The sequence below is a fragment of the Cupriavidus phytohabitans genome (assembly GCF_017815025.1).
Classification (GTDB): Bacteria; Pseudomonadota; Gammaproteobacteria; order Burkholderiales; family Burkholderiaceae; genus Cupriavidus.
On sequence record NZ_JAGIQB010000015.1, the window covers coordinates 136,452 to 143,768 of the forward strand.

Annotated in this window: 4 protein-coding genes; all 4 read left to right on the forward strand. The window is 66.2% G+C overall.

Going from position 1 to position 7,317, the window contains the following annotated elements:
- Window positions 1-10 precede the first annotated feature (10 nt).
- The 4 genes from nirB (at window position 11) to J8I34_RS13120 (ending at window position 7,067) form a co-directional block, all read left to right on the forward strand.
- Window positions 11-2,572 carry a nitrite reductase large subunit NirB gene (nirB, locus tag J8I34_RS13105; RefSeq protein ID WP_209806218.1) on the forward strand — a complete coding sequence of 854 codons (2,562 nt, stop codon included), beginning with the start codon at window positions 11-13 and terminating at the stop codon, window positions 2,570-2,572.
- Window positions 2,573-2,598: 26 nt separating this feature from the next.
- Entirely contained in the window at window positions 2,599-2,982 is a 384-nt protein-coding gene (gene nirD, locus J8I34_RS13110) for a nitrite reductase small subunit NirD (protein ID WP_029044726.1), read from the forward strand.
- A 78-nt stretch (window positions 2,983-3,060) separates the two neighbouring features.
- The gene (locus J8I34_RS13115; protein WP_209806219.1) at window positions 3,061-4,302 is read left to right on the forward strand and encodes an NAD(P)/FAD-dependent oxidoreductase; all 1,242 of its coding nucleotides are present in this window, start codon (window positions 3,061-3,063) and stop codon (window positions 4,300-4,302) included.
- Between the two features lie 41 nt (window positions 4,303-4,343).
- Window positions 4,344-7,067: a molybdopterin-dependent oxidoreductase gene (locus tag J8I34_RS13120; RefSeq protein ID WP_209806220.1), complete on the forward strand. Its 2,724-nt coding sequence runs from the start codon at window positions 4,344-4,346 to the stop codon at window positions 7,065-7,067.
- Window positions 7,068-7,317: the final 250 nt, after the last annotated feature.

A 7,317-nucleotide genomic window follows, 5' to 3' on the forward strand; every position in this document is an offset into this window, starting at 1 on the left:
GGAAAGCATCATGAAACTGATCATCGTCGGCCACGGCATGGTAGGTCACAAGTTCCTGGAATCGCTGGCGGAAGCCGGCGCGGAAAACCTGGAAGTGACCGTCCTGTGCGAAGAACCGCGTCCCGCCTACGATCGCGTGCACCTGTCCGAGTTCTTCTCCGGCAAGTCGGCGGAAGACCTGTCGCTGGTGCCGGCGGGCTTCTTCGAGCAGCACAACAACATGCTGCTGCGCCTGAATGCCCGTGCGGTCGAGATCGACCGCGCCGCGCGCACGGTCAAGGTCTCCACCGGCGAGACCCTGTCCTACGACAAGCTCATCCTCGCCACCGGCTCCTACCCGTTCGTGCCGCCGGTGCCGGGCAAGGACCGCAAGGACTGCTTCGTCTACCGCACCATCGAAGACCTGGAAGCGATGCAGGAATGCGGCGCGCGCTCGAAGACCGGCGTGGTCGTCGGCGGCGGCCTGCTCGGCCTGGAATGCGCCAAGGCGCTGCGCGACATGGGCCTGCAGACGCATGTGGTGGAATTCGCGCCGCGCCTGATGGCGGTGCAGGTCGACGAAGGCGGCGGCCGCATGCTGCGCCAGAAGATCGCTGGCCTGGGCGTGACCGCGCACACCGGCAAGAACACCGTCGAGATCGTCGACGGCGAGGACGGCACCCATCGCATGGTGTTCGCCGACGGCACGCACCTCGACACCGACATGATCGTGTTCTCGGCCGGCATCCGCCCGCGCGACGAACTGGCGCGCGCCAGCGGCCTGGAAGTCGGTGCGCGTGGGGGCATCTCGGTCGACAACAACTGCCGCACCTCCGACCCGGACATCTACGCGATCGGCGAATGCGCACTGTGGGACGGCAAGATCTACGGCCTGGTGGCCCCGGGCTACGACATGGCCCGCGTGGCCGCGCGCCACCTGCGCGGCGAGGCGGCCGAGTTCGGCGGCGCCGACATGAGCACCAAGCTCAAGCTGATGGGCGTTGACGTGGCCAGCATCGGCGACCCGCACGGCACCGTGCCGGGCGCGCGCATCTACCAGTTCAGCGACGACCGCAAGGAGGTCTACAAGAAGCTGGTGGTGTCCGATTGCGGCAAGTATCTGCTGGGCGGCGTGCTGATCGGCGATGCCAGCGAGTACGGCACCCTGCTGCAGATGATGCTGAACAAGATCGAGCTGCCCGAGTCGCCGGAATTCCTGATCCTGCCCGACAGCAGCGGCAAGGCCAAGCCGGCGCTGGGCGCCGACGCCCTGCCCGACACCGCGCAAATCTGCTCCTGCAACAACGTCTCCAAGGGCGAGATCTGCGGCGCCGTGTGCGACGGCGCCACCAGCATCGGCGCGCTCAAGACCTGCACCAAGGCCGGCACCGCCTGCGGCGGCTGCGTGCCGCTGGTCACGCAGATCATGAAGGCGGAGATGAAGAAGCAAGGGATGGCGGTCAACAACCACATCTGCGAGCACTTCCCGTTCTCGCGCCAGGAGCTCTACCACCTGGTGCGCGTGGGCAAGTTCAAGACCTTCGACGCGCTGCTGGAGGCGCACGGCAGCGGCATGGGCTGCGACATCTGCAAGCCGGCGGTGGGCAGCATCCTGGCTTCGTGCTGGAATGAGTTCGTGCTGAAGGACGAGCACGCCAGCCTGCAGGATTCCAACGACTACTACCTGGCCAACATCCAGAAGGACGGCACCTACTCGGTGGTGCCGCGCATGCCGGGCGGCGAAGTCACGCCGGAGGGCCTGATCGCGGTCGGCCAGGTTGCCAAGAAGTACGGCCTGTACACCAAGATCACGGGCGGCCAGCGCGTGGACCTTTTTGGTGCACGCGCCGAGGAACTGCCCTTTATCTGGGAAGAACTGATCGCCGCGGGATTTGAATCGGGCCATGCCTACGGCAAGGCGCTGCGCACGGTGAAATCGTGCGTGGGCTCGACCTGGTGCCGCTACGGCGTGGGCGACTCGGTCGGCCTCGCGGTCGAGCTGGAGAACCGCTACAAGGGCCTGCGCGCGCCGCACAAGATCAAGTTCGGCGTATCGGGCTGCACGCGCGAATGCGCCGAGGCGCAGGGCAAGGACGTCGGCGTGATCGCCACCGAGAAGGGCTGGAACCTGTACGTGTGCGGCAACGGCGGCATGAAGCCGCGCCACGCCGAATTGCTGGCCAGCGACCTCGACCACGACACGCTGGTGCGCTACATCGACCGCTTCCTGATGTTCTACGTGCGCACCGCCGACCGCCTGCAGCGCACCAGCGTCTGGCGCGACAACCTCGAAGGCGGCCTGGACTACCTGAAGGCCGTGGTGCTGGACGACAAGCTCGGCATCGCCGCCGAGCTGGAGTCCGAGATGCAGCACGTGGTCGACACCTATGAAGACGAGTGGAAGAAGGCCGTGACCGATCCCGAGACGCGCAAGCGCTTCCGCCATTTCGTCAACAGCGATCGCCGCGACGACAACCTGGTCTTCATCGAAGAGCGCGGCCAGATCCGCCCGGCCACGCCGGAGGAACGGAAATTGCAGCGTTCGCGGCTGGGCCACATCCCCGTGATCGCCGTGCCCGCAAAAGCAGCCTGATCGTGCAAGCATTCAAGGAGAACGTGATGAGCCATCCCCACCATCCCGAAACCTGGACCGCGGTCTGCACCGTTCGCGACATCGTGCCCAATACTGGTGTGTGCGCGCTGGTCGACGACAAGCAGATCGCCGTGTTCCGCATCGGCCGTGGCGAAGAGGTCTACGCCATCGACAACTTCGATCCCAACTCGCAGGCCGCGGTACTGTCGCGCGGGCTGGTCGGCAACCTGGGCGAACGCCTGGTGGTGGCCTCGCCCATCTACAAGCAGCACTTCGACCTGCGCACCGGCGAATGCCTGGAAGCGCCGGACCAGTCGGTCAACGCCTACGGCGCGCGGGTCTACGACGGCAAGGTATGGGTTGCCGCCGGCGTGGCACTGCGCGAGGCCGAGGAAGAACTCGCCGCCTGATCCGCCTTTCATCCACCTTTTTCGTCGCGCCCCCCGATGCTCACCACCGCCTTCACGCCCAGCCCCGGAGATGCCGGCATGACGCCGTCCGATTCCACCCAGGCCCGTCCGCGCCTGGTCGTCGTCGGCAACGGCATGGCCGGCATGCGCACCGTCGAGGAACTGCTCAAGCTCGCCCCGGACCTGTACGACATCACGGTGTTCGGCGCCGAGCCTCACGGCAACTACAACCGCATCCTGCTGTCGCCGGTGCTGGCTGGCGAGAAGACGGTGGCGGACATCATGCTCAACACGCGCGAATGGTACGAAGAGAACGGCATCGAGCTGCTCGCCGGCGATCCCGTGGTATCGATCGACCGGCCGCGCCGCGTGGTGCGTTCCGCCTCGGGACGCGAGGTGCGCTATGACCGCCTGCTGCTGGCCACCGGCTCCAAGCCCTTCATCATCCCGGTGCCGGGACACCAGCTCGACGGCGTGATCGCTTTCCGTGACATCCAGGACGTCGAAACCATGCTGCATGCCGCGCGCAATCACCGCCACGCGGTGGTGATTGGCGGCGGCCTGCTCGGACTGGAAGCGGCCAACGGCCTGCTGCGCCAGGGCATGGACGTGACCGTGGTACACCTGGCCGACAGCCTGATGGAACGCCAGCTCGACAAGCCCGCCGCCACGCTGCTCCAGGGCGCGCTGGAACGCAAGGGCCTGCGTTTCCTGCTGAGCGCGCAGACGGCGGAGATCCTCGGTACCGAGCGCGTCACTGGCGTGCGCTTCAAGGACGGCAGCGAAATTCCTGCCGACCTGGTGGTGATGACCGCCGGCGTGCGCCCCAACATCGAACTCGCCGCCGGCGCGGGCCTGCACTGCGAACGCGCCATCGTGGTCGATGACACCCTGCAAACCTACGACCCGCGCATCTATGCTGTCGGCGAGTGCATCCAGCATCGCCAGGCCACCTTCGGGCTGGTCGCGCCGATCTGGGATCAGGCGCGTGTGTGCGCCGCGCATCTCGCCGGCGCCGGCCATCGCCGCTACGTGCAGCAGGCCACCGCGACTAAACTGAAAGTGACCGGCGTCGACCTGTATTCCGCCGGCAATTTCATCGGCGCGGAAGGCTCCGAAGACCTGGTGCTGCGCGACGCGCGCCGCGGCGTCTACAAGCGCCTGGTGTTGCAGGACGGCTGCCTGGTTGGCGCCGTGCTGTACGGCGACGTGCAGGACGGGCCGTGGTATTTCGACATGATCCAGCGCCGTACGCCGGTAGGCGCGCTGCGCCAGCGCCTGCTGTTCGGCAAGGCGCAGTGCGAAGCGCTCGCTGCCTGAGCATTACCAAAGCCATATATAACGCCCCGCACGGAGAACGCGTGAATCTGTCCGACATCCCGGTTGTATCTGCAACCCTGACCACTACCACCGCCACGACCTGCCCCTACTGCGGCGTCGGCTGCGGCGTGCGTGCCACGGTGCGCGCCGACGGCCAGGTCGAGATCGCGGGCGACACGCAACATCCGTCCAACCAGGGCCGGCTCTGCGTCAAGGGCTCGGCACTGGGCGAGACGGTGGACCTGGAGGGTCGCCTGCTCCATCCCAAGCTGCGCGGTGCCGACGGCCAGCTGCAGCAGGTGTCGTGGGACCGTGCGCTCGATACCGTGGCGCAGGGCTTCAGCGACATCATCCGCCGCCATGGTCCCGACTCGGTTGCGCTCTATGTCTCGGGCCAGTTGCTGACCGAGGACTACTACGTCGCCAACAAGCTGATGAAGGGCTTCATCGGCAGCGCCAATATCGACACCAACTCGCGCCTGTGCATGTCGTCGGCCGTGGCCGGCCACAAGCGCGCCTTTGGCGAAGACCTGGTGCCGGGCAGCTATGAAGACCTGGAACTGGCCGACCTGGTGGTGCTGGTGGGCTCCAATACCGCCTGGTGCCACCCGATCCTGTTCCAGCGCCTGTCCAAGGCCAAGGAAGCCCGCCCCGAGATGAAGATCGTGGCGATCGACCCGCGCCGCACCGCGACGTGCGAGCTGGCCGACCTGCACCTCGCGGTTCGTCCCGGGACTGATGTGTGGCTGTTCAATGGCCTGCTCAGCTACCTTTCGCGCGAGGGCCATGCCAATGCTGCCTTTGTCGACGCGAGCACTACCGGACTGAACGAAGCCCTGCAGGCAGCCGATGTCGATTGCGCCGATCCGGCCGCCGTCGCCCGCGCCTGCAAGCTCAGCGTTCAAGATGTGCTGGATTTCTATGCGCTGTTCGCCGCCACGGAAAAAACCGTCACCGCGTTCTCGCAAGGCGTCAACCAGTCCTCCGCCGGCACCGACAAGGTCAACAGCATCATCAACTGCCACCTGCTGACCGGTCGTATCGGCCGGCCCGGCATGGGCCCGTTCTCGCTCACCGGGCAGCCCAACGCCATGGGCGGGCGCGAGGTCGGCGGCCTGGCCAATATGCTGGCCGCGCATATGGAGTTGGCCAACCCGCTGCATCGCGAGGTGGTGCAGAGCTTCTGGCAGTCGCCGGTGATGGCGGACCGCACTGGTTTGAAAGCGGTGGAGCTGTTCGAAGCGATCGAAGCCGGCCGCGTCAAGGCGGTATGGGTGATCGCCACCAACCCGGTAGTCAGCCTGCCCGACGCCGACCAGGTGCGTCGCGCGCTAGCCAAGTGCGAGCTGGTGGTGGCCAGCGACATCATCGAACGCACCGATACCAACGCGGGGGCGCACGTGCTGCTGCCCGCGCTGGGCTGGGGCGAGAAGGACGGCACCGTCACCAACTCGGAACGCCGCATTTCGCGACAGCGCGCCTTCCTGGCCGCACCGGGCGAAGCGCGCGCCGACTGGGACATCCTGTGCGACGTGGCACGCCGCATGGGCTTTGCCGGCTTCGACTATGCCGGTCCACATGAGATCTTCGACGAGCACGCGCGCCTGAGCGCCTGGCGCAACGACGATGCGCCGCGCGTGTTTGACATCGGCGGACTGGCCGGCCTGGACAAGGCTGAGTACGACATCCTGGAGCCGGTCCAATGGCCGGTTCCTGCCAACGGTGCGATTGACTCCCAGCGACTGTTCGGCGACGGCCGCTTTGCGCATGCAGACGGCCTGGCCCGCTTTGTCGCCACGCCGACGCGCGCGCCCGCCAATGCGCCGGACGACGATTTCCCGCTGATCCTCAATACCGGACGCGTGCGTGACCAGTGGCACACCATGACGCGCACCGGCAAATCGGCACGGCTGGCCGACCACTTGCCTGAACCCTTTGTCGACATGCATCCGCAAGATGCGCTGCTGTGCGGTGTCGGGGAAGGCAAGCTGGCACGTGTCAGCACCCGTTGGGGCGCGATGGTGGCGCGTGTGCGTCATGGCGGCGGTATCCCGCGCGGCAGCGTGTTCGTGCCGATTCACTGGAATGGGCAGTTCAGTTCCGATGCGCGCGTTGGCGCGCTGGTCAATCCGGTGGTTGATCCGGTTTCCGGCGAGCCGGAGTTCAAGCACACGCCAGTGCGGGTGGAGCCGTTTGGTGTCAGCTGGCACGGGTTCGTGCTGAGCCGCGGCGAACTGCCGGCTGAAGCGCTGACGTACTGGACGCGCGTGCAAGGCCGCCAGTTCCAGCGCTACGAATTTGCTGGCCGTGAAGCCGTTGCCGACCGTGCCGCGTGGGCGCGTGAACTTCTCGGCGTGACGGACCCGGAAGCGGACTGGCTCGAATACGAAGACCGTACCGCGGGCGTCTACCACGCTGGCTATGTCGTCAATGACCGGCTGGAAGCCTGCGTTTATGTGTCGACGCGGCCTGAACTGCCGTCGCGTTCCTGGCTGTCTGGGCTGTTCGGCCGTGATCGGCTTGAGGACACGGATCGTATCGGGCTGCTGCTCGGCCAGCCGATGGAGAAAGGCGCAGATACCGGGCCGACGGTGTGCTCTTGCTTTGGCGTCGGACGTAACACCATCTGCGATGCGGTGCGCAAGCATGACTTGAAGACGCCGGCGGAGATCACTGCCTGCGTCAAGGCTGGTGGCAATTGTGGGTCTTGTGTGCCTGAGCTTAAGAAGTTGTTGGTGGAGATACGGGTGGTTGAGGTGGCTTGAGGGGTTTTTGGGTTGCGGCTGGTGACATGCTGTTGGCCGTTTAAGCGCCCGCTGTCGCCGTTGATGACATGCTGTCGGCTGTTTTAGCGCGCGCGCTGTCGCTGCTGGTGACATGCTGTCGGCTGTTGAACCGCTGGGTTCCGCCCTCCTGGGCGGGTCACTTTTTGCCCGAGCGGTGTGTGTCAAGGTAGTTGTCGCGTCCGCCGTTATGCTGCTTTCCGGTGCTCCTTAGCTTCCAGCTCAGCTCGCT

Bases quoted from the DNA above. Each gene is read 5' to 3' on its own strand.
- nirB (WP_209806218.1), top strand. From the start codon at position 11: ATGAAACTGATCATCGTCGGCCACGGCATGGTAGGTCACAAGTTCCTG.
- nirD (WP_029044726.1), top strand. From the start codon at position 2,599: ATGAGCCATCCCCACCATCCCGAAACCTGGACCGCGGTCTGCACCGTT.
- J8I34_RS13115 (WP_209806219.1), top strand. From the start codon at position 3,061: ATGACGCCGTCCGATTCCACCCAGGCCCGTCCGCGCCTGGTCGTCGTC.